General features: G+C 59.3%; 15 protein-coding genes. 13 read left to right on the top strand and 2 right to left on the bottom strand.

The window, feature by feature from the left end:
* Positions 1–69 precede the first annotated feature (69 nt).
* From ABT375_RS16570 to ABT375_RS16620, 11 genes are all read left to right on the top strand, one after another.
* On the top strand, positions 70–1,698 hold the full coding sequence (locus ABT375_RS16570) for a beta-3-deoxy-D-manno-oct-2-ulosonic acid transferase (RefSeq protein ID WP_416463372.1): 1,629 nt from the start codon (positions 70–72) through the stop codon (positions 1,696–1,698).
* Complete coding sequence (locus ABT375_RS16575; protein WP_224549716.1) at positions 1,691–2,977, top strand: capsule biosynthesis protein; 1,287 nt, start codon at positions 1,691–1,693, stop codon at positions 2,975–2,977. The genes ABT375_RS16570 and ABT375_RS16575 overlap by 8 nt, the downstream gene beginning before the upstream one ends.
* Before the next feature lie 297 nt (positions 2,978–3,274).
* A complete protein-coding gene (gene rfbA, locus ABT375_RS16580; protein WP_224549717.1) occupies positions 3,275–4,159 on the top strand; it encodes a glucose-1-phosphate thymidylyltransferase RfbA in 885 nt (294 codons plus the stop codon).
* A complete protein-coding gene (gene rfbC, locus ABT375_RS16585) occupies positions 4,156–4,701 on the top strand; it encodes a dTDP-4-dehydrorhamnose 3,5-epimerase (protein WP_416463373.1) in 546 nt (181 codons plus the stop codon). Before rfbA ends, rfbC begins: the two co-directional genes overlap by 4 nt.
* Position 4,702: 1 nt before the next feature.
* Entirely contained in the window at positions 4,703–5,569 is an 867-nt protein-coding gene (gene rfbD / locus ABT375_RS16590) for a dTDP-4-dehydrorhamnose reductase (protein ID WP_416463374.1), read from the top strand.
* Positions 5,562–6,632 carry a dTDP-glucose 4,6-dehydratase gene (gene rfbB / locus ABT375_RS16595; RefSeq protein ID WP_416463375.1) on the top strand — a complete coding sequence of 357 codons (1,071 nt, stop codon included), beginning with the start codon at positions 5,562–5,564 and terminating at the stop codon, positions 6,630–6,632. Before rfbD ends, rfbB begins: the two co-directional genes overlap by 8 nt.
* A 202-nt stretch (positions 6,633–6,834) precedes the next feature.
* Entirely contained in the window at positions 6,835–7,977 is a 1,143-nt protein-coding gene (locus ABT375_RS16600) for a hypothetical protein (protein ID WP_416463376.1), read from the top strand.
* 2 nt (positions 7,978–7,979) lie between these two features.
* Positions 7,980–8,789 (top strand): ABC transporter permease, encoded by an 810-nt coding sequence (locus ABT375_RS16605; protein WP_224549726.1) that lies wholly within the window; start codon positions 7,980–7,982, stop codon positions 8,787–8,789.
* Positions 8,782–9,441, top strand: a complete 660-nt coding sequence (locus ABT375_RS16610; protein ID WP_224549728.1) for an ABC transporter ATP-binding protein — start codon at positions 8,782–8,784, stop codon at positions 9,439–9,441. The genes ABT375_RS16605 and ABT375_RS16610 overlap by 8 nt, the downstream gene beginning before the upstream one ends.
* An 88-nt stretch (positions 9,442–9,529) precedes the next feature.
* Complete coding sequence (locus ABT375_RS16615; RefSeq protein ID WP_224549730.1) at positions 9,530–11,527, top strand: glycosyltransferase; 1,998 nt, start codon at positions 9,530–9,532, stop codon at positions 11,525–11,527.
* Positions 11,528–11,629: 102 nt separating this feature from the next.
* Entirely contained in the window at positions 11,630–12,619 is a 990-nt protein-coding gene (locus tag ABT375_RS16620) for a phytanoyl-CoA dioxygenase family protein (RefSeq protein WP_224549732.1), read from the top strand.
* Between the two features lie 35 nt (positions 12,620–12,654).
* On the opposite strand, the gene ABT375_RS16625 is transcribed toward ABT375_RS16620, so the two are convergent.
* Together ABT375_RS16625 and ABT375_RS16630 are read right to left on the bottom strand one after the other, a co-directional pair.
* Positions 12,655–15,963 carry a glycosyltransferase family 4 protein gene (locus tag ABT375_RS16625; protein ID WP_416463377.1) on the bottom strand — a complete coding sequence of 1,103 codons (3,309 nt, stop codon included), beginning with the start codon at positions 15,961–15,963 and terminating at the stop codon, positions 12,655–12,657.
* 210 nt (positions 15,964–16,173) lie between these two features.
* Positions 16,174–16,866, bottom strand: coding sequence for a hypothetical protein (locus ABT375_RS16630; RefSeq protein WP_416463378.1), 693 nt, complete (start codon positions 16,864–16,866; stop codon positions 16,174–16,176).
* 146 nt (positions 16,867–17,012) lie between these two features.
* Between ABT375_RS16630 and ABT375_RS16635 the strand changes: the two genes are divergently transcribed.
* On the top strand, positions 17,013–17,885 hold the full coding sequence (locus tag ABT375_RS16635) for a class I mannose-6-phosphate isomerase (RefSeq protein ID WP_416463379.1): 873 nt from the start codon (positions 17,013–17,015) through the stop codon (positions 17,883–17,885).
* An 81-nt stretch (positions 17,886–17,966) separates the two neighbouring features.
* Positions 17,967–19,061: a hypothetical protein gene (locus ABT375_RS16640; RefSeq protein ID WP_416463380.1), complete on the top strand. Its 1,095-nt coding sequence runs from the start codon at positions 17,967–17,969 to the stop codon at positions 19,059–19,061.
* Positions 19,062–19,406 lie beyond the last annotated feature (345 nt).

The following is a 19,406-nucleotide window of genomic DNA, read 5'->3' on the forward strand; positions in this document are numbered from 1 at the left end:
TTGCGCTGGATGGGGGCAAGTTGATCGAGCCAGGACATGATCTCTGGCGCTGGCGTGGCAAGCCTGCCCATGCATAGACCGGTGACCCATCCCTTGTTCCTGCGATCGCCGCCCTTTCCCGGCGTGGCGACATCGGTGGCGGCCGTGAGCGTCGCCGCGCAAGGCGCGCCGGTTCAGGACAGCGTGCTTCATGCCATCGCGGATGCACGGGTGGGCGGCGCCTTCTGGGGCGACCGGCCGCAGGGTGTCGCCATCGTCGTGCGCGCCGGTGTCGCCGTGCAGGCCGACCGGGTCAGCGGGATCGATCCGGACCACATCGGCATCGTCGGCGATATGCCGTCATCGGTGCAGGGGCGCATATTGCGCGACCCTGTCGATCCCTGGCATCTGATCGCCGCCGCCGATGCGGTCCATGCCGATGCCGAGGACGAACTGGCGGTCGTTGCCGGCCTGCTGGGCGTTGCGGTGTTCGATGCGCAGGGGGAAGAGGTGCCGGCCGACCGGTTGCGGGATGTCGCGCGTGCGCGCATCGGCATGGCGCGCTATCGCGACTGTTTCACGGACCGGGACGTGCCGGTCGAGCAGGTCATCGAGCGGCTGGGCGAATGGCGCCGCCATCTCGACAGCAATCGCGGTATCGCCGCCGCCAGCGGCATGGCCTTCTGGAAGCGGGACATGATGCGTCAGTTTCTGTGGGACGGGTTGCGCGCGCCGCCTTTCCTTGCACCGGGGAAAGGCCTGCGCCGCGCGCAGCAATCGGGGCGTGCGCTGGCCATCTGGCCTTCAAGGGTGCCTGCCTCGACGGTGAGGGATGCCGAGCGGATGCAGGTTCCGATCTGCCGGGTGGAGGACGGGTTTCTGCGGTCCAATGGGCTGGGGGCCGGGCTGCATCCGCCCAGTTCGGTGGTGGTCGATCATGCCGGCATCTATTATAATGCGCTCGTTCCCAGCGAGCTGGAGCACCTGCTGGCCACCCATCCCTTCCCGCCGACGTTGATCGAGCGGGCGAAGCGTTTGCGGACCGCCATCAGCGATGCGGGCGTCACCAAATATGGGATCGAGGGTGGCCGGATGTTGGATTTGCCGGCCGGTCGCCGCACCGTGCTGGCGATCGGTCAGGTCGACGACGACATGTCCGTCCGGCTGGGTGGGGCAGGGGTGGAAGGCAATCTGGACTTCCTGTCCCGCGTGCGTCGCAGCGAGCCGGACGCATGGATCATCTACCGCCCCCATCCCGACGTCCAGGCCGGGCATCGCCGCGGCCATTTGAGCGATGCCGCTATCCTGAGCCATGCCGATGCGATCGATAGCGGGGCGCCCTTAATGGAAATGGTGCAGGCGGTCGATGACGTGCATGTCCTGTCGTCGCTGACCGGGTTCGAGGCGCTGGTGCGCGGACAGTCCGTGACCGTCCACGGCATGCCCTTCTACGCCGGCTGGGGCCTGACCCGCGATCTGGCCGAACCCACCGGCCGCCGGGGGCGCCGCCTTACCGTGGATCAGCTTGTCGCCGGAACACTCATTCTCTATCCTCGATATATTGATCCGGTGACGCGTTTGCCTTGCGGGCCGGAATTGATGGTGGATCGCATGGCAAGTGCATCGACACCGAACGTCACCTGGCTTATCAGGGCACGAACGGCACAGGGAAAGCTACGAAGATTTATGACTTTGTGCGCAGAGTTTCTTCATGACTGACGCCTCGATCCGGACATTTCTCTTCCTGCAGGGCCCGCATGGCCCTTATTTTGCAATGCTGGCCGATGCCTTGCGCGCGCGGGGACATAGCGCGCTGCGGATCAATATAAATGGTGGCGACAAAGTCGACTGGCCGGGTGACGCCAGCGATTATCGTGGCACGTTTCGCAACTGGCCTCTGTTTTTCGACGATTTCATCGTCAACCATGGCGTGACCGACCTTATCCTCTACGGCGACTGCCGACCCTATCATGCCTCCGCGCACGGCATGGCCAGATTGCGGTCCGTGCGGGTACATGTCGTCGAAGAAGGGTATATCCGTCCCGACTTCCTGACGTTGCAGGATGATGGCGTGAACGGCAATTCGACCCTGCCGCTCGATCCGCAATGGTATTTGGACGAAGCCCGGAAGCTGGATCGGGCGGAGGTGACTTTTCCGCCCGTGCCATCGACCTTTCACGCGCGTGCGCGCAACACCATGCGCAACGGCATGGCGTCCGCATTGATGCGGCCGCTTTTCCCCTATTACCGCACGCATCGGCCACATAGTTTCATCATGGAATCAGTGGCATGGACCTATAAACTGCTGGTGGGCAAGCATGACGCGGCCAAGTCGCTGAAGGAATGGGAGAAGGTCAGAGGCCGTCCCTATTTCGCGCTGCCGTTGCAGCTCAATTCGGACTATCAGATTCGGATTCATTCGCCATTTGGCGACATGCGCGCCGCGCTGCGTTTCGTCCTCAAGAGCTTTGCTCGCCATGCGCCCGATGACGTCGCGCTGGTGGTGAAGCGGCATCCGCTCGATCCGGGCCTGGTGTCCTGGTCACGGCTGACGCGCAGGCTCGCGGCGAAATATGGCATAGGCGACCGGGTCTTCTACCTGGAGGAAGGCGACATCGCAGAACTCGTTCGCAACGCGGAGGGTGTCGTAACCGTCAACAGCACGGTCGGTACATTGGCGTTGAACGAAGGCAAGCCTGTCACGGTGCTCGGCCATGCGGTCTACAAGGTGCCTGGAATCGTCAACACCGGTCCGCTCGACGCCTTCTGGGCCACGCCCGGAAAGATGGATCACGATCTCTATTCCGCATTCCGCCGTGTGCTGATGGATCGTTGCCTTATCCATGGTGGTCTTCTGAGCGAAGAAGGGCTGACGTTGCTGGTCGATAATGCGGTGCGCCGTCTGGCTGGGAAACGGACACCTGCGACAGGCGCTACGATCGTCGCTCATCCCGCCATCGGCCGTAAATCCCTTGCCAATTCCCGTCCGTCAACTTGAACCATTTACCGGACGATTTGAGAGCGAACGATGTGACAGGTGAGGCTGGCAAGGCGCAGTTTTGCAGCGGCTGAAAGACGAAAGGCGTCTCGGGGGAAAAGGGAGAGCCGGTTTTTCCGCCAAAATCGATGCTGAAAAACTGGCGCGCGCGATCTGGATTCGACTAAATATCGCATTCCAGGCTCAAGATGATTTCGCAAGTCGCGATCCGACCGCAACGGGACCGATCATGCGGCAATATTATATTCCGTTTTCTGATGTTCGATCGAATGCGGCTTTGAACAGCAAGGACCATAGATGCGCAAGGGTATCATTCTCGCTGGCGGTTCCGGGACGCGGCTCTACCCATTGACCAAGGGCGTGTCGAAGCAATTGATGCCTGTCTATGACAAGCCCATGATCTATTATCCGCTATCGACGCTCATGCTCGCGGGTATGCGGGATATCCTGATCATCACGACGCCCCATGACCGGGCGGCATTCGAGGCTGCGCTGGGCGACGGGTCAGGGCTTGGCATCCACCTGCAATATGCGGTCCAGCCCGAGCCGGCAGGACTTGCCCAAGCCTATCATATCGGCGCGGATTTTGTAGGAAGCTGTCCTTCCGCGCTGATTCTGGGCGACAATATCTTCTATGGCCATGGCTTGGCCGACATGGTCCGCACCGCCGCGGCGCGCGAAACCGGGGCGACGGTGTTCGGCTATTATGTGAAGGACCCCGCGGCTTATGGCGTCGTGTCCTTCAATGCCGACGGACGGGCGGAAACGATCGAGGAAAAGCCTGCGCAGCCCAAGTCCAACTATGCCGTCACCGGACTGTATTTCTATGATGGGCACGCGGTCGAACTGGCGCGCAGTCTGGTGCCCTCGCCGCGTGGCGAACTGGAAATAACCGATCTCAATCGCCTCTATCTCGAACAGGGCAACCTATCGGTCGAGATCATGGGTCGCGGCTATGCGTGGCTCGATACGGGCACGCATGGGTCGTTGCTTGACGCGGCGATGTATGTTCGGATCACCGAGCAGCGCCAGGGACTGAAAATCTGTTGCCCGGAGGAAATCGCCTGGCGTCAGGGCTTCATCAACGATGCGCAGTTGGAGGAGTTGGCGGCGCCGTTGCGCAAGAGTGGCTATGGCGATTATCTTTCCGGCCTTCTCGAAGGCAGGGCGGCGCATTCATGAAGGTCATTCCCACCGGCATTGCGGGTCTGGCGATCCTGGAGCCGCGCCTGTTCCAGGACGATCGCGGCTTCTTCATGGAAAGCTGGAACAGCCAGACTTTCCGGGACGCCGGCCTGGACCTGATATTCGTCCAGGACAATCACAGCCGTTCGGATCGGGGCGTGCTGCGCGGACTGCATTTCCAGCATCCCAATCCGCAGGGCAAGCTGGTGCGGGTCACCAGCGGCAGCGTCTGGGATGTCGCGGTAGACCTGCGGCGATCTTCGGCGACATTCGGGCGCTGGTTCGGGGTTGAACTGTCGGCGGCGAACAAGCGGATGTTCTGGATTCCACCGGGCTTCGCCCACGGCTTCCTGTGCCTCGAAGACGGGACGGACTTCCTGTATAAATGCACGGCTTTCTATCAGCCCGCGCAGGAGCATTCGTTGCTGTGGAACGATCCGGCGCTGAATATCCCCTGGCCTGTGGCTGGGATGGATATCCAGCTATCGGCCAAGGATCGCGACGGCCTGCCCCTGGCGCACATCCAGGCGTGCGACTGAGATGGGGGACAAGAAAGCGCTCATCCTGGGCGCCCATGGCCAGCTTGGCCGTTGCCTCGCCGCCGCCGCACCTGACGATGTGATGGTGACCGCTCTCGGATCGAATGACCTCGACATAAGGGATAGGGCAGCCGTTGGGCGCTTCATTCGCAACCTGGCGCCGGACTTGGTGTTCAACGCAGCGGCCTACACCGCCGTCGATCGTGCCGAACAGGAGGAAGCGATCGCCCATGCGGTCAACGCCACCGCCGTCGGCCATATCGCCGAGGCGGCCGCTGATGCGGGCGCAACCTTGATCCATGTTTCGACCGATTTCGTATTCGACGGCGCGTCGGCCACGCCCTATGCGCCGGATGATCCGACCAATCCGCTGTGCGCCTATGGGCGCACCAAGCGGGCGGGGGAATTGCTGGCGGGCGACGCCGCTCTGGTCGTGCGCACCGCATGGCTTTATGGCCCTGACGGTGCAAATTTCGTGCGCACGATGGTGCGGCTGATGGCCGAACGGCCCGAAGTGCGGGTTGTGGCGGATCAGGTGGGGTCGCCAACCTATGCGCCAGATCTGGCCGCGGCGTTATGGCGCCTGTCGGCGCTGGGCGTGACGGGTGTGCATCATTATACCGATGCCGGTACAGCGAGTTGGTATGACTTCGCGGTGGCGATCCGGGACGAGGCGCTGGCCGTGGGGATATTGGCGCGCGGGGTGCCCGTCATCCCGATCGATACCGCCAGTTTCCCGACGCCCGCCCGCCGACCGGCTTATTCGGTGCTGGACAAGGGTTCGACATGGGCGGCGCTGGGGGAACCATCCTCCCACTGGCGCGCCAACCTGCGCCGGATGATGACGGAGATAGGCACGCATGGCTAAGGTGATGGTGACTGGCGGCGCCGGTTTCATTGGCGCGAATTTCGTCCATTTTTGGCGTCGCACGCAGCAGAGCGATGAAATCGTCGTGCTCGACGCCCTGACTTATGCGGGAAACGCGGCCAATCTGGCGGGATTGGACGGTGTCGATCTGATACATGGCGACATTTGCGATATCGCGCTGGTGGACAAGTTGATCGCCGATTACGGCATCGACACGATCGTGCATTTTGCGGCCGAAAGCCATGTCGACCGGTCGATCACCGGCCCCGATGCGTTTGTCACGACCAATGTCGTTGGCACGCACAGCCTGCTCAAGGCGGCAAAAAATGCCTGGCTGGACCAGGGCACGGGCCGTCCGCACCGCTTCCATCATGTTTCGACCGACGAGGTCTATGGTTCCCTGGGCCCTGACGACGCGGCATTCCACGAGCAGACGCCTTATGCGCCCAATTCCCCCTATTCCGCGTCGAAGGCCGGCTCCGATCATTTGGTGCGTGCCTATCACCACACCTACGGGCTGGAAGTGACGACCAGCAATTGCTCGAATAATTACGGGCCGTATCAGTTTCCGGAAAAGCTGATCCCGCTGTTTACGCTCAATGCTTTGGCTGGACGAAAAATGCCCGTCTATGGCGATGGCATGAATGTGCGCGACTGGTTGCATGTGGAGGATCATTGCGTCGGCATCGGCCTTGTCCTGCAGCACGGCAGGGTGGGCGAAACCTATAATATCGGCGGCGGTCAGGAACTGCGCAATGAACAGGTGGTCGAAGCCATTTGCCATGGGGTCGATGCGGCGTTTGCGGCCGACCCGACCCTTGGCAGCCGATACCCCGATGCACCGGCGGCTCAGGGGCGGTCCACGATGGAACTCAAGACCTATGTCGAGGATCGCAAGGGGCATGATCGGCGCTATGCGATCGACGAGCGCAAGATACGCAGCGAACTCGGTTACGTGCCCGCCCGCGATTTTCCGCGAGGCTTTGCCGAGACGCTGGACTGGTATCTGGCCCATGAGCCTTGGTGGCGCCCCCTTGTGGCGCGCGCCAGCCTTGCCGCCTGACGATCGATATATGGTTTGAGACGGTCGGCGTCGACGTGCGATGGAACCGGGAATGCGGCCAGGCGAGGCGGCCCGGCGAGGGGCCGGCAGCAGAATTTTCTTGGACTTTAAGAAGCTTTTCTGCCATTGCGTGGCCCTAGCGGGCATATCGTATTTGGAGTAACCGCGCAATGAACTTTAAATCGGGATCGAGATGCCTGTGATGCACGACGTTGTCTATCCAAATGACGGGGTTCGCTTGAGCCGATTTCGCGATTATCTCTCCAAGTTGAAGCCAAGCTTCTGGGCAATTGTTGTTATTCCAACATCCATAGCTATTATATATTATGGATTGCTTGCATCCGATGTTTATACATCCGATTCCTATTTTGTTGTAAAAAGTTCTCAGCGCGAGAAGTCGGTCACCGGATTTGCTTCCTTTTTTGCCGGTGAAGGGGCGGGTGGCTCGACTGATGAAGTTCATGCGGTCGAGGAATATCTGAAATCGCGCGACGCCTTGCGGGACGTCAATAAGGATGGGCTGGTGACGAACGCCTTTACGCGTTCTTCCATCTCGATATTCGACCGTTTTGGTAAGCTGGGAAGTGACAGTGAAGAAGCGCTGTACAAATATTTCAGCAAGCGGGTGGATTCCACTTATGACGGCGGGACATTCGTCGCGCATCTGAAGGTGCAGGCCTATACGCCGGACGATGCCTTCGAGATCAACCGGCGTCTGCTCAATCTGGGCGAAAGTCTCGTCAATCGACTGAACCAGCGTAGCCGGACCGACCTTGTTCGCTACGCGGAAAAGGAGGTCGATGAGGCGAGGGCGCGGGCTGCGACGGCAGCCATGGCGCTGTCTACCTATCGCAACAAGCGCGGCGTGGTGGACCCTGAAAAGCAGGCGGCCGTTCAAATTCAGCTCGTGACGAAGTTGCAGGACGAACTGATCGCCAATCAGACGCAACTTGATCAATTGAGGCAGTTTACCCCCGAAAATCCCCAGGTTTCCGTCTTGCAGGAGCGCGTCGCGAGCATTCGTCGGCAAATGAGCACGGAGATGCAAAAGGTTGCGGGAGGCGCCCAGTCGCTCGCAGGCAGCGTCGCGGGCTATGAGCGTGTCCAGATGGATAGCGAATTTGCGGCCAAGCAATTGGCGAGCGCGATGGCCTCGCTGGAGGATGCCAAGAATGAGGCGCGTCGCCAGCAAATCTATGTCGAGCGTATCGTGGCGCCGAACAAGCCGGATGCCGCCCTTTACCCCAAGAGGCTTAAGGGTGTGGTTTCGGTCTTGCTGCTGGGCCTTGTGATATACGGCATCTTCCAGCTTCTCGTGGCCGCCATTTTCGAGCATCGCCAATGATAATGGGTTGGGATTTTGCTGGAGGGCTGACGCGTTTTTTTAAATCCCTGATGGTGCAGAAGCGCGTGATTTTCGCGCTTCTCATGCGCGAAGCTCTGACCCGGTACGGCCGGCATAATATCGGCCTCTTCTGGCTCTTCGCGGAACCCATGATGTTCACCCTGGGCGTTACCGCCCTATGGTCTGCGACAGGTAGAGGACATGCCAGTCAGCTACCGATCGCGGCTTTCGCGCTGACCGGCTATTCCAGTGTTCTTCTCTGGCGTAACATGCCTGGTCGATGCATCGGCGCCATTCAGCCCAATGCATCGCTGATGTATCATCGCAACGTGCGGATCATCGATATCTTCATGTCGCGGCTGATCCTGGAGGCGATGGGCGCAACCGGGTCCTTCCTGGTGCTGACTCTTGCGTTCAATTATGTCGGCTTGATCGATTTACCTGAAGATGTCTTCAAAATCATCATCGGATGGACATTGCTCGCCTGGTTCGGTGCGGCGCTCGCGATTACGTTGGGGACGCTTGCGGAGCATTCCGAACTGGTCGACAAGCTCTGGCATCCGGCCTCTTACCTGATGTTTCCATTATCCGGGGCTGGCTTTTTGATGAGTGCGGCGCCGCCGGCTTTCCAAAAAGTCGTGGGCTGGATCCCCATGGTCCATTGCACCGAATATATCAGAGAAGGCTATTTCGGGTCCAAGATCGTGGCCATTCACAATCTTGGCTACGTCCTGCTGGTCAATTTGATTTTGACGGCCTTCGGCCTTTTGCAGATCAGAGTAATCGCACGGAGGGGTGTGCTCAGTGATTGAGTTGCGGGACGTAACGAAAAGCTATCGCACCTCCACCGGGCTAGTGACGGTGCTCGACAAAATAAATCTGCGTGTCGAGAAAGGCGAGAAAGTCGGCATTCTGGGCCGCAACGGCGCCGGCAAGTCCACACTGGTGCGTTTGTTGGGCGGCGTCGAGCAGCCGACATCGGGCAAAATCCAATGGGATATGAGCATATCCTGGCCATTGGCGTTCGGCGGCGCGTTTCAGAGTTCGCTGACGGGGCTGGATAATCTGCGGTTTATCTGTCGCGTGTACGGCGTCGATTATCGTGACAAAATCGACTATGTGGATGATTTCTCCGAGCTGGGACGGTATCTGCGGGAGCCGGTCAAGACATATTCTTCGGGTATGCGGGCGCGCCTGGCCTTTGCCGTCTCCATGGTGATTGAATTCGACTGTTTCCTGATCGATGAGATCACGGCCGTCGGCGATCAGCGCTTTCATGAGAAATGCCATGTCGAGCTGTTCGAGAAACGCGCTGACCGCGCGTTCCTGGTCGTATCTCACGATAATTCCTTCATACGCGACCATTGCAACAAGATGGGCGTCATTTCCGGCGGTCGCTTGGAATTGTTCGACGAGGTAGAAGCGGGTTATGAATATTATCACAAAGTGACCCATACGCATTGATCGTATCGGAGCCGGCTGTCCGATGAAGAATCTTCTAGGCATCGCGAGCGCGCGCCTTGCGTCCCGCAGGGCAAAGAAAACACAGGATGTGCGCGATTGGCTGCTGGCCGCCGACGCTTGGGGGCGGGTGGTCCGCACCGTGCGGCGTAGCAGCCGCATATGGCTCCAATATGCCCATGCGCTGCGACGCTCTGGCCAGTCTGTCGAGGCGGGGGATGCCTATCGTCGCGTTCTGGCGTTGAAGCCGGGCACCGCGGCCGCCTGGACGGGCCTTGGTATTGCATTCAAGGCGCAAGGACAGCGATCGGCGGCCATCGATGCTTTCGTCCAGGCGTTGCGGATCGACCCTCTATCGAGATCGGCTCGCGAGGAGCTTCTTCGCTATGGCGCGCGCGGAGCCGTGCCGGAAGCCGCCCATGGTCGTGCCGCCATCGCCGATGCGCTGGCTGGTCTGCGCCTGAGCCTGGACCAAGCCAATATCTGGCGGGACGAGGTCGAACAGGCCGGAATCTTTCCCGCGCTCGACTATGATGCCTTTCGCAAGCAGTCTATTATCGGCCCGCCTCCCGGCGAGGGAGCCGGCCTTGATTGCCTGAACATAAGGATCGATGCGCGCGGAGCGGCCCCTGCGCGGCTTCGTGCGACATTGCGCAGCCTGATCGTGCAAAGTCGGTCGAATTGGCGAGCGGAAGTCCTGTCTTCGTCCGATCTGCGGGAATCCCCGATCGGCAGCATGGCGCATGTCGAGCCGCGCATCCATTTCATCGATGCAGCATGGGCCGACGAAAGCGGATATATCCTCCATCTTCAAGCGGGAACGGTGCTAAACCCGCACGCATTGGCCTGGTTCGGCTGGACTGCCGGAGAGACGGGCTGTTCCCTCGCCTATTGCGACCATGACCATATGGCGCAGGACTGGAAATATGGCGCATCCTATAGCGCTCCGGTGCTGCAGCCGGTCTATGATCCTTATTGGTTCGACGATGCGTTGGTGTGCCCCGCCGCCTTCCTGACGTTTGGCGACGTGCCGGGCGGCGGCGATCGCAGGACGGTGCTGCGATCTGCCGCGGCACGCGGCACAGTGGCCCATATTCCGCGTATCCTCGCCTCCAATATGGGCGGCTCGGCGTCTTTCGTCGCTTCCGCCATGCCGGAAGGATTGGGCGCCGCTGCCCGATCGATCGCCGTCGTCATTCCCACGCGCGACAATCCGGCCTTGTTGGAACGTTGCGTAGCCAGTTTGCTGGCCAAGGCGGATAATCCCCAGCAAATCGAGATTTTGATCGTCTCCAATCGGTCGGCTCATGCCGAAACCCATGCGCTGCTTGGGCAGTTGGCGAAGCGGCCGTTGACGCGCATCCTGAATTTCGATGAGCCGTTCAATTGGTCGCGGGCCAATAATGTCGCGGCGCAGGAGACAAATGCGGAGATATTGTTGTTCCTCAATGATGATACCGAAATGTTATCATCCCATTGGGACTCGCTTCTGATCGCAACCTGGGAAAATGACGATAAGGTGGGCGCCGTGGGTGCGCGCTTGCTTTACCCTTCCGGTGGCGTTCAGCATGCCGGTATCATCCTGGGCCTGGATGGAGACGGGCCGCAGCATGAAGCGCGGTGGCAGAATGCCGATGAGTGCGGGCCACATGGGCGTTGGCTTCGGTTGCGCACAACTTCTGCGGTGACCGGCGCCTTTCTCGCCATGCCTCGTCAGCTGTTCGTGCAGGTGGGCGGCTTCAATGAGCTGGATTTCGCCATAGCCTATAATGATATCGACATGTGCCTGCGGCTTCGCGAATTGGGACGGGTCATCCTCTATGATCCCAGACTGATCTTGACTCATTATGAGTCGGTTTCGCGCGGCGCGAACTTGACCTCGCAAATGCTCGAGTGGGATCAGAGCGAACTCCATACGCTGTACATGGGTTGGGGCGACGCCTGCCTGCGCGATCCCGGTTACAACCCGCATTTTGCAACCGGCGGATATCCCTTTGACGGCTATCGCGACCCGCCGCTGGAAGAGATATTGCGTCATGTCCAGCATAGCGCATCCCCGGAACCCTGGCGTGTCGCGCGCCGTTCCTGATAGGGTGGGCATGTCGCTTGTCCTGTCACGCCGCCGACAGGCCTGCGCCGGCGATCGGTATCTTTGGACGTCGCAGAATAACCGCCATTTTCGGAAAGCCGGATGATGTTGTCAAAAAAGCAAATGTTGCCGGGCCTGCCGTTGATCGAATCGCCGCTGTTTCCAAGCTTCGTTGCCGACATGGATCTGAGCGAGTCGGAACGGACCGTCGCGGAAGATCTTTATCGGCGCGGCTACGCGGTGATCGATTTCCCTGATCCGACGATTGCAGAACGCATCGACCGGATAAAGAATCGGCTGGCTCCCATGTTCGCCATCAACATGGACGATCCTGATGCCGTTATGCCGGAGGGAGATTTGCGTATCCAAGACGCATGGCAACAGGATGAAGATGTCCGGGCGATCGCCTGCAACACGCAGATGATCGATCTGCTCAGCAAGCTTTATGGCCGGCCGGCCTTCCCCTTCCAAACGCTGAATTTCCCGGTCGGAACGCAGCAGCATATGCATAGCGATTCCATTCATTTTTCCAGCCTGCCGGAACGGTTCATGTGCGGCGTTTGGCTTGCGATGGAAGATATCGGGCCGGAATCCGGTCCTCTGATCTATTATCCCGGTAGCCATAAATGGCCGATCGTCTCCAATGAAATGCTGCAAATTTCGAGGGAGAACGAGCCGCGCAATGCGCCGCAGGCGCCATATGAACCGATCTGGCGATCCTTGATCGAGCAAGCGGGCATCGAGGGGGAAACTTTTCATGCGCGCAAGGGGCAGGCGCTGATCTGGCTTGCCAATCTGCTACACGGGGGCAGCACCCGCACGGATTTGCGGAGAACACGCTGGTCCCAGGTCACGCATTATTATTTTGAAGGCTGCACCTATTATACGCCTGCCTATTCCGAACCCGCGCCGGGTCGTATCGATACGCGGCATATCCTGAACATCGCCACTGGCGACATGATGCCCAACATGGTGCTGGGCAAGGTCGTGCCGGAATTGATGCCGCCGGAGCCGATATTGCAGAAAAAGCCGCTTTGGCGTCGACTCCGCCGACGCCTTATTGGCAAGGGACGCCCCCGGAAGACCGGCTAGGCGCGTTGCAAAGCCTGCGCCGTCCGGCCCGCCGGTCAGGCTGGCTGATCGGCGGGAATGGGCTCTGCCTGCGATATGCGGCTGATCTTCCCGGACACCAGCTTAAGTCTCCATTCGACCTGATCCTGGTTGCCCAGCAGGATCGCCAAACTATCCGCCTGGACGAAAGCGCGTGCCGGACATTGCACGGTAAGGAGCCCATAGCCCGCAGGGTCCAGTCGGGAAAAGCTCGAGACGATTTTGCAATCGCCGATCGAGCGTGATGAGTCGTCCAGCATGGCGATACGAAGGACGTCGCCGGATGCATGATCCGACATGTCGATGCCGTGATGGGTTGCGTTCATCAAGCCCAGCAGGAGAAATTTGCCCGATTGGCCGGGAACCGAAAAAGGTTCGCGCAACAGCATCGGCCTTAAGTCCGCAACCGAACCGTCCCGGTCTTTGCCGGGGCTGACGGGCGGCTGCGTCAGATCGAGGCGGAATGTGGTGCCGAACCAATCCACCGCTTCCTGCACGACCTCCACATCGACGTAGCGTGCCCCCCGCGCGAGCCAGTCCGCATTGACGTAAATGGGGAGATAGAGTTCATCGCCCGGCGGCAGCACGAATGGTATGGGCGTGCGCGGATTTTCATAGTCCAGCATCGCTCCATCTTCGGCAACGATGTGGGAGCCGATATTGATCTCCATGCCCTTGCCCGGCAGGCCATTGCTCGACCACAATTTCGAACTCTCGTTACGCAAGGCAATGATGAACTGCAGCCGGCGGCCATCGTCGGACACCATCGGTCCTTCTACATACCGGAAGCTGTGCTTGCGGTCAGGCAGATCCAGCGGCTGACGCATGCGGATGTTGCCGATCAGCGCCGGCACCGCATTGGGCGAGAGATTGCGTGGGCGATAACGGCGATACCAGTTGTCGCCCAATATGATGTCCCGCACCTCCTGCGCAGTTCCTTCCCAAGTGGGCCAAGCTGTTCCGTCCTGGGGATAGGCCAGGCGGTCCTGTCCTGCCATCTCCTCGACGACCTGCGCCAGGGCGCCTGCATTGCCCATCTCGAAATATTGGGCGACCGGCGCCCCTTGCCCCACCTCTCGAAAGACCGGGATGTCGCTGAGGATCACCGGGCAACCGAAATGCCCTGCTTCGACCACGGGCAAGCCAAATCCTTCCAGATAGGATGCCATGATCAAGGCGTTGACAGCGCTATAGGCAGCGCGCAACTGCCCGTCGCGGACCTCTTCTCGCAGGAAAAGGCGGCGTTCCGCCTCCGGATGGACCTTGATGCGCTCGTACAGAATCCGGGTGTTCCAGCCCGGCTTGCCGATCAGCAGCAGGTTGACATCGACGCCGCGGGACCACAGTCGTTCAAATGCGTCGAGGACGATACTGTGCCCCTTGCGCGGTTCGATCGTCCCGACCATCATGAAAGTCGGTCGGTCGCCCAGAAAGTCCAGCCATTCCGGATCCGCGGGCGCGGCACTGAAATCGGCGCCCAGACGGATATATCCCACGTTCATCGGTCGCGGCAGCTCGATCGCTTCCAGCAAGGCGTAAACCTCGTCCGCGACGGCCCGCGAAACGCAGATAATTCCGGTGGAGTGGCCCAATATGAATTCGAACCATCGTCTGAAGACAGCCGGCATACTTTCGATCGTCATGCCCGGTTTGGTCAGCGGCCCGATATCGTGAATGCCGTGGACTACGGTTTGGCCCATCGCCATGGCATTCAGCAGGCGCGACCCCTGAATTTCCGGATATCCCCAGGAACTGTCGATCAGGAAATAGCTGTCGTCGGCCGAGTATGGCAGGCTATCGAGCGGGTTTCGTGTGATCGCTGCATTGCTGAGGTTCTTCATGCGATACCATCCCGATGAATCATCGGCATAGCTGAGAACAGTCTCCGATACTGGAGGCGTATCGCTGTTGACCAACGCCGTCGTGAGACGATGGATGACGCGCTGAATACCGGAAAGCAAAGTGCTTTGCGCCGTCGAGGTCACGTCCATGATCAGTCGAGGTGGCGCCGCGTTCGCGGGGCGAGCCTCTATTGCCGGCGCGCGGGAAGGCGCTGATACCAGCTTTTCTTCCAGCATGGCGCGCAACGCCGATACCGTGATCTCCGCGGATTTTTCCCAGCTGAACTCCTTCGCGCGTTGCTTGCCGAAGGCGACGGCGTCCTGCCGAAAGGACGTATCCTTCAGGATGTGGCTCAGCAGCTTGGCGAGTTCGTCCGGCGTCTGGCCATCGAACAGCAGATCTTCCCTGGCAACCACTTCGCCGACCGCACCGCCGCGCGCAGCAATGAAGGGGCAGCCGGAGGCCATGGCTTCCAGCGCGGCCAAGCCGAAGCCCTCCATCAGCGAGGGCTGAACGGCTATGCTGGCGTTTCGATACAGTTTGACGAGTTGGGCATCGGATACCCATCCGGTGACGACCAGGCCGTCATCAGGCAGGCCATTGGCCGCCCACAGGTTGCGGAGTGGCGCAAGTTCCGGTTCGCTGTGATCGCCCGCGAGCACGAATTGCATCATGCCGCTTTGAACAGCCGGGATACGGGCCAGCGCTTTGACGAGCATGCCGACATTCTTGCGCCAGTCCAAACCGCCGACGTAGAGAACATAGGCCGTCAGCGCCTTTGGCAGCTTGACGTTCGTCAGGTCGGCCGCGAGCAGGTCCTCGAAATCTGCGGGCAGACCGGCACCGATCGTAACGCAATTATCCTTGTCGAACAGTTCCCGATATTCGTCCTGCGTAAAATCGGAATTGCACAAGACGAAGTCATATTTCGGCAGAGAATAAAATCGGCGATAATAGGCCGGTGCGATATTGGGGTGATGGAAATAGCGTTCCGGGAAACGATGCGGGATCGCATCATGAAATATACAGGCGGTGGGACATTCGACATCGTCAAGGGTGACGAGGGGGGAGCTGTTGTCCTCAAAACCCTCGAAGGAACTGGGGCATAGCGCCACATCCGGCGCAATGGCGTTGATATGCGCCGCCAAGATGCGGTCATCGGCGATGCGCTGTGGCGTGTAGCCATGCGCAATCTCGCCCGCTGAGGCCGTCCCATACCATGTTTCTATGCGAATGTTCGGCAGCGTGTCGGCCAGATAGGTTCGGGCCGCGACAGCCTGATGCTTCAAATTCGCATTGAACGACACAGTAAGCTGAACGTCGGTCCGCAGGTGCAGCGCACGCAGCAGTTCACTGACATAGCGTCCGATGCCGCGAACATTGCTGGCCGTTTGAAGGCACTGACCGTCTATCCAAATATGCATTTTCTGCTGCTTCCGCAATGTTAACTCAGCATTCGAACGAGGCGTATGCATCGCCTGCATTGCCACGCCTCATTCCCGTCGATTGGCGTGTGGCTCACTTGCTGTTTCTCGCCGTTCCGCCTTTCATGCAGCGCCCCACGATCAGGCGGGCGCCAAAAAGGGGGCGCAGCTATTCAAGGCCACAGGACAGGCTTGTCGGGGCTCGCACCCATTCCCGTTATCCCGTGACATGACTGCCGCCGCCAGGCCAACAGTGGCGACAGTCAGGTTTCAATCTATCCCGTTACTGCGTCCTTCCGCCAAGCCGTGCGATATATAGTGGATCAGCGGGTCGATGCCGGCGCCGGCGACGTCGGGATATAAAGTGAGATAAGCATCGGCATCGAACAGGCCACGACGGCGGAGGCGCCGTCGAATTTTTATCGAGCGCCAGGCGTCCGACATCAAAAACCACCAGCGCGGCCGGTCGTGCATGAGGACATAGACGGTACGCAGCCATTCGGCTTCGTGCGCATAGCGCTTCGCTTCCTGATTGGCGTCTTGCAACCGCGTCATCACTTTGATGATCTCGGACTGGGCGCGCGCTTCGGCGGTACGCGCGGCCATGCGATCGGATTCAGCGCGCGACAACAAGTTGCTTTCCGCAGCGGCTGCGCTGGCGGACAATCGCATGACCTGTTCGTCGGCTGCGGATAATTTGGTTTCAAGCTCCGCTATCTTGCCTTCCATGGCTTTCGCGCGCTCCATCCACCATCGCGCACCGGCGGATGGCGCCACCTGCTCGTCCTGCGCCGCGTCGGCCTGTGGCCGTGGCGATTGTTCCGATGATGTCGTTGGCGGTGCTTTCGACCGTGAGGTCGCTGCATCCGCTTCGGGGCGTTTGCGGCCCACCCTTTCCGGCGTACCGGGGATGTCTCGCTTCATCGCTTTGGGAATCGCGTCACCGCGATCGTTCTGCTTCAACTCTGCCTCCCTGCCTCATTCACGCGCTAACCTGATGTCATGGAGATCGGCGCGGCGCAACCGGAGAGGAAAGGCCGACACTTGTACGCGGCAGAAAATCTTTCCTATCGCCTTCATATCGACGTGATCGCGCAGCAGTAGATCGAATGCATATTGTCCGGGCGTCAAAGCCTGCCTATAGCTCGCAGGCCATAGATATTTGTTGGATCCCTATTCGCATGACCGCTACGAAGTTGAAGGCGCATTATGTCGAAAAGATCTGGGGAAGGTCGGATATCGCGAATTTGCCAGCTTCGCTCGACGGCAGGCACATCGGTGAGATTTGGTACGAGGGGGCAGCCGCAGCGCCTTTGCCGTTGCTCATCAAAACCATATATACGCGCGAGAAATTGTCTATCCAGGTTCATCCGGACGACGCATATGGGCGTAGCCATGGCGTCGCGGGCGGCAAGGAAGAATGCTGGTACATATTGGACGTCGAGCCAGGCGCGACCTTGGGTATCGGCACGATCGTCCCGATGGATGCCGAGGCGCTGCGCCACAGCGCGCTGAACGGCGAGCTGGAGCAGATGATGGATTGGAAGCCGGTGGCGCCGGGCGACTTCTACTTCATTCCTGCCGGGACCGTACACGCCATCGGGGCCGGAATTTCGCTGGTCGAGGTGCAGCAAAACGTCGATATCACCTATCGCCTCTACGATTATGGACGTCCACGGGAATTGCATCTGGACGATGGGGTGGCCGTCAGCAAGGCGGCCCCTTATTTGCGCGAACCCGTGCGCCATCCGATCGGCGAGACGGCTGCCTTGCTCGATGAAGGGCCGTTCAAGGTTCATTTGCGCCATATGGCAGCGCGCGACACGCTCGACCTTGACGGCCCGCAATATTGGGTGATGGCGTTGCGCGGGAAAGGCCATTTCGGCGAGTTCCCATGGGAGGAGGGGGATTGTTGGCTGGTAGAGGGCGGGGCATCCATCACCGCCGACATCGCTTCGGATATTCTCATCGCTCATTGTTGATCGATTGCAGCTCCAGGCATCGCCAAAGCCGCGGCGGGAGCCATTTTGCCATGCGCGTGCAGGCATGTTAGTGGGGCCGATATGACAAAAGTAAAATTCGTGCAGACTTCAGATCATCTCTTTTACAAGAGAATGATGGATGCGACCTCGAAGACTGTAATAGCGTATTGCCGCAGTAACAATTTCGAATATGAAAGTTACACTGGCATTAAATTTGGTGATATGCCGTGGCATGCGGCCTATAACAGGATCGCGCAGCTCAAGGAAATTCTTTCCAGAGGCTATGATGGATGGGTTTTCTACCTTGATGCCGATGCCTATATAGCCGATCTTGGCTTTGATCTGCGTAATTTCCTTGCAGACAAAGCGCATTTTGCCGGGATTTTTGCGGGTTATCACTCTCCAGATGTGAGCTATACGATAAATTCCGGCGGATTTGCGCTGAATTTTGCTCATCCAATAGCCCGTCAACTGGTTATGGACTATTTTCTATCTCTTGAACGTATCGGAAAAGAAGAGTTCAGTCGATCTTTGATATGGGGTGAGGATATCCCGGAAGATCAGTTGATGCTTCACCTGATGCTCAAGGATTATGTCGAGGAGCGTCACCTGGAACCTCATTTCATGTTCCAGCTTCCGGATCAAAGTCATGTCAACAATGGCCCATTCATAAAGCAAATCCTGCGATCGCATATCGGAGATTTTGAATCCCGATGCGCATATATCGAGGATGAAGTGGAAAAGGTGCTGTCGGGTGTCGGGTATCCGGCACTGTCAGCGCCCGGAATCTATATTCCCGCAAAGCATGAAGTCATTCGATCGCAAATAGCCAGGAAAACAGACTGCGGCCTCTCTGTCGATGGGCAGGTCGGCACTTTGTGTTTTGGTCCCTATATTGCTTTGGCGCCGGGGACATATTTGGCGCGTGCATTCGGTCGGGTCAGGTCACTGCCGCGAGGCGGGCGTTTGCATATTCAGGGCGATGTCGTTTGCGACCACGGGCGGAATGTCCTCGCCGAAGGAGAAAATAGACTGGAGCAGGAAGGTTACGGCATATTGATGTCTTTGCCTTTTCAACTCAGTGAGCGGGCTGACGCGCTGGAATTCCGATTGAACATGCTCGACCCCGCCGGTTTGGATCTTCATGCGCTGCAGTTCCTGCCCGTGCGGGAGTAGGCATTTTTCGCGAAGCAGGCGTGCATCAGAGATTCTCGGGCGAGCGAGAATCTGATCCATTGCAGGATGCGACCATGATCGCGTGACGCGGAAGGTCTAGGCGAGTGGTAAGATTGCCAGAGCATCGCGCGCTGGCGCTGGCATTTCTTGCGCCAAGGCCTGCCATCCTGACGGATCGAACTTGACGTAAAGAGTGCCGGGCCTGAAGTCGGGCGATTGACTGGCGTCTAGGCCCGGGCGGGATGCCTGGGCGCACGCGGGGGCGTGTTGTGGCCGACATTCCGTCCGAAGCCATCACCGTATAAGGTCGATCATCCTCATGTTGACAGGCACTTGAGGCGAAGA

Origin of the sequence: Sphingomonas sp. VDB2, assembly GCF_047946695.1 — a bacterium.
Lineage (GTDB): Bacteria > Pseudomonadota > Alphaproteobacteria > Sphingomonadales > Sphingomonadaceae > Sphingobium > Sphingobium bisphenolicum.

Coding starts and splice junctions, on each gene's coding strand:
- ABT375_RS16570 (WP_416463372.1), top strand. CDS start 70: ATGCATAGACCGGTGACCCATCCCTTGTTCCTGCGATCGCCGCCCTTT.
- ABT375_RS16575 (WP_224549716.1), top strand. CDS start 1,691: ATGACTGACGCCTCGATCCGGACATTTCTCTTCCTGCAGGGCCCGCAT.
- rfbA (WP_224549717.1), top strand. CDS start 3,275: ATGCGCAAGGGTATCATTCTCGCTGGCGGTTCCGGGACGCGGCTCTAC.
- rfbC (WP_416463373.1), top strand. CDS start 4,156: ATGAAGGTCATTCCCACCGGCATTGCGGGTCTGGCGATCCTGGAGCCG.
- rfbD (WP_416463374.1), top strand. CDS start 4,703: ATGGGGGACAAGAAAGCGCTCATCCTGGGCGCCCATGGCCAGCTTGGC.
- rfbB (WP_416463375.1), top strand. CDS start 5,562: ATGGCTAAGGTGATGGTGACTGGCGGCGCCGGTTTCATTGGCGCGAAT.
- ABT375_RS16600 (WP_416463376.1), top strand. CDS start 6,835: ATGCACGACGTTGTCTATCCAAATGACGGGGTTCGCTTGAGCCGATTT.
- ABT375_RS16605 (WP_224549726.1), top strand. CDS start 7,980: ATGGGTTGGGATTTTGCTGGAGGGCTGACGCGTTTTTTTAAATCCCTG.
- ABT375_RS16620 (WP_224549732.1), top strand. CDS start 11,630: ATGATGTTGTCAAAAAAGCAAATGTTGCCGGGCCTGCCGTTGATCGAA.
- ABT375_RS16625 (WP_416463377.1), bottom strand. CDS start 15,963: ATGCAGGCGATGCATACGCCTCGTTCGAATGCTGAGTTAACATTGCGG.
- ABT375_RS16635 (WP_416463379.1), top strand. CDS start 17,013: ATGCATATTGTCCGGGCGTCAAAGCCTGCCTATAGCTCGCAGGCCATA.
- ABT375_RS16640 (WP_416463380.1), top strand. CDS start 17,967: ATGACAAAAGTAAAATTCGTGCAGACTTCAGATCATCTCTTTTACAAG.